3 protein-coding genes are annotated in these 3,187 nt (G+C 43.0%); 2 read left to right on the top strand and 1 reads right to left on the bottom strand.

Going from position 1 to position 3,187, the window contains the following annotated elements; all coding sequences use genetic code 11:
• Positions 1 to 116: 116 nt before the first annotated feature.
• Positions 117 to 731: a hypothetical protein gene (locus A1QC_RS14395; protein ID WP_017025534.1), complete on the top strand. Its 615-nt coding sequence runs from the start codon at positions 117 to 119 to the stop codon at positions 729 to 731.
• Positions 732 to 812: 81 nt separating this feature from the next.
• Here the strand turns inward: A1QC_RS14395 and ltrA are convergent, their stop codons facing one another.
• Positions 813 to 2,162 carry a group II intron reverse transcriptase/maturase gene (gene ltrA / locus A1QC_RS14390; protein WP_017025533.1) on the bottom strand — a complete coding sequence of 450 codons (1,350 nt, stop codon included), beginning with the start codon at positions 2,160 to 2,162 and terminating at the stop codon, positions 813 to 815.
• 615 nt (positions 2,163 to 2,777) lie between these two features.
• Here ltrA and A1QC_RS14385 point away from each other — a divergent pair.
• Positions 2,778 to 3,167 (top strand): glyoxalase/bleomycin resistance/dioxygenase family protein, encoded by a 390-nt coding sequence (locus tag A1QC_RS14385; RefSeq protein WP_017025532.1) that lies wholly within the window; start codon positions 2,778 to 2,780, stop codon positions 3,165 to 3,167.
• Positions 3,168 to 3,187: the final 20 nt, after the last annotated feature.

Below are 3,187 nucleotides of genomic sequence, written 5' to 3'. Positions count from 1 at the left end.
TTCGTTCAACAAAGCGTTTAAGAGCGATTCCTCAACGTTTGCCGGTTTTCGCTCCGCTCAAGATTATGGCAAACGTATCGTCACGCCTTAACGCGGCGTTATGTGTAAGGTGTAATATGATCAAAATTGCAAATTATGAAGGAAAGCTAGATTCTGAAATTTCAGAATTAATGCTAAGCGGAAACCTATCAAAGGTCGCCGAACATAAATCATTGGGGCAATATGGACCATTTGCATGTGCGGATTGGATCATACCAACACTAGTTACTGTGCACATAGTGTCTCCATTTTTTAAGTCTATTGTATCTGAATTGGGAAAAGATGCTTACGCTGAAATTAAGGCTCAATTTGCATCGTTTAGTGGCGAAACAAAAAAGAAAGAGCGCATTGAACCTACTTTAGGTTTAAAAAAACTTGAGCGTAAATTTTCTCATGAGTTGTCATTTTCTGCGAAAATATTCGACAATCGTACGTTAAAATTAATGTTTCCTGTTGGGTTTACTGAATCCGAGCATGTAGATGCAGTAGCTTGTTTTTTCGACTTTTTAAGAGACTTAGAACTTGGTATTGTAAGTTTGGAAGCTATAGGTGTGGAGCTCGAAAGGGTGTTACCTAGGCGTTCCATTGGCGTTGTCTATGACCCTGAGTTAATGGATTTAAGGTGGTATGATCCAATGCCACCGGCTCTTAGAGAAGAAATTCGAAAAGAGTTACAGCAAAAATACACATAATCGGGTAGCCGGAGGTATCTAGCCTCCAGCCCCCACACCACCCTGCATGCGGCTCCGCACAGGGCGGTTCATTTAGAACTCCTAACTCACTTTTTGGTTAGGATAATGAACTGCGATCCATCCATCTCTTAGTGAATATAATCCTGCTTTCTTCAGATACTCATTACTCAGCGCTTGCTGTATCCCTGGTGTTTTTGAGCTACGCCATGGGCCTTTACTTGTGATACCACAAGCAACAGCGGCTTGGATCCTGACGCCACGTTTAAGTAAGTTTTGTACCTTAGTCAGTGGTTTTCGCCACTGACGCCAGTAACACATACGAACACGACGTCGGATCCAATGGTCTAAATCGACACACCCTTGATAGGTGTTAGCGATGCCAAAGTAATTGATCCAGCCTTGCATGTATTGACGCACTTTAAACAGCTGATAACTCATACTCACGCCCCAATTTCGGTTCGTTAGCCGTCTTATCTTTTGCTTGAAAATGTGTAATGTTTTAGCATGCCACTGGATCTTGCCTCGGTTAAATGTAAACCCAAGAAACTTGCTTTGAGCGACCTTAACCACTTGGCTTTTCTGTTCATTAACGACTAGTTTTAGCTTGATGGCCAGATATTGAGTAATGCTCTTGAGTACTCGATCTCCCGCCCGAATAGACTTTACCAAAATGATAAAGTCGTCCGCGTAGCGGGCGAATTTGTGCCCTCGGCTTTCCAGCTCTTTATCCAGACTATCCAACATAATGTTAGAAAGTAATGGTGAGAGTGGGCCGCCTTGAGGCACACCTTCAAAGCTTGCTTCAAATTGCTCATTGACCATCACACCTGCTCGTAGGTACTTACCGATAAGCGCTAATAGGCGCTTATCCTGTACTTTATTCCTTAGTTGAGTCATCAATAGATCATGATTAACTCGGTCAAAGAACTTAGACAGATCAACGTCGACGGCAAATTTGCGTTTCTGTTTGATGATATCTCTTACTTGCAGTACCGCTTGTTTTGCATTTCTGTTCGGCCTAAAGCCAAAGCTGTTAGTCGAAAAGAATGGGTCAAACAGTGGTGTGAGTATTTGAGCAATAGCTTGTTGAATCACACGATCAATGACGTTAGGGATCCCCAATTTGCGTTTACCACCATCGGGTTTATCGATCTCCACGCGCCTGACCGCTGAGGGTTGGTATTCACTTTGTTCTAATTGAGATTTACACTGTTCCCAACCGCCTTGTTGCATCCAAAGCGGGAAGGCTTCGATGGTCATGCCATCGATGCCCGCCGCGCCTTTATTGGCTTTCACTTGACGCCAAGCTCGGTGTAGATTTTCAGGTTCGAGCAGTTGTTGGAATAGATCGCGGTTGAAGGCCGGTTGCATATCAATACGCTGCCGATAGTAATCGTCTGGCGACGTAGTGGGTATCGACAAGTTTGACAAGACTCCTCCTTCTTCTAAATGTTCAGGCCTTCACCATGTCCCAGCCATTACGATGGGCATTTGGCTACTATGCCGTCTGCTGACTTCTGCTTAATCACATGCCGAGTTACCCCGTCATGCGCTATCGGTTTCCATCTGGTTCGCTCTTTTTAGTCGATGACACTGAAAAGCCAAGGCACTTATAAACCAGAGCCTTACTGGTTAATAACCGATCGCGTGTTAAGCAGATCTCCCCAGATAAGAACATGAACTTTCTTTGCACTGCTGCATCATTTACGGTGGCCATTAGATCACGTGGTTTCGTCGTCTTGTGCCAACTCACCTCTAGCCTACGCCTCATATGATGTTCTTATTCATCAGCTCGCAAATTTGCTAGCGGCTTCCTCCAGACCAAACCTCGCGATTAAGCCCTTGCCATTCGCTAGTAGTTAACGTTAAATAACAGTGTGTTATTTAAACGGTGACCTTCCTACAGAGGACTTTCACCTCATTAGTTCATGCCCATGCTGGGCGTACACAAAACAGTTGGTTAGGTTCCGCTTCGCTACACATTTTAACCAACTATTTTTGTCCGCTTAAGTGGGCGTTAGGCACTTCAGTAGACATGAGGTTTCAATGAAGATTGATAGACATGGAATTATCTTAAATGTTGAAAATTATGATGAATGTGTATCGTTCTATCATGATGTCTTTGAACTGAAAGTTATGTTCACCAAAGTAGAAGGTGACTTTAAATTAACTTGTTTAGAGTTTGGTGATAGTTATTTAATGATTGAAACCGAAGGGCATGCAGATGTTAATGGTAAATCGATAGCGTCATGTCCTACAAAGCTTCGTTTCAACGTTAAAAACATTAGTGATGCTTTGATTCGTGTTAAGCAGTTTAATTTATCGTACGAATACACTGAAAATGATTGGGGAACAACGATTAACCTTCATGATCCTGATGGTAATCGAGTTGGCCTTCGGGATGAAGTAGGTTTCATCAATCAAATAAGTGCCTAACAAATAAGGATAGGTGTCGC

Source organism: Vibrio rumoiensis 1S-45 (assembly GCF_000286955.2).
Lineage (GTDB): Bacteria > Pseudomonadota > Gammaproteobacteria > Enterobacterales > Vibrionaceae > Vibrio > Vibrio rumoiensis_A.
Note: the sequence above shows the minus strand (reverse complement) of the source record. Positions and strands in the feature narration are given on the sequence as shown.

Excerpts from the sequence above, each read along its gene's own strand:
- A1QC_RS14395 (WP_017025534.1), top strand. The coding sequence starts at position 117 with ATGATCAAAATTGCAAATTATGAAGGAAAGCTAGATTCTGAAATTTCA.
- A1QC_RS14385 (WP_017025532.1), top strand. The coding sequence starts at position 2,778 with ATGAAGATTGATAGACATGGAATTATCTTAAATGTTGAAAATTATGAT.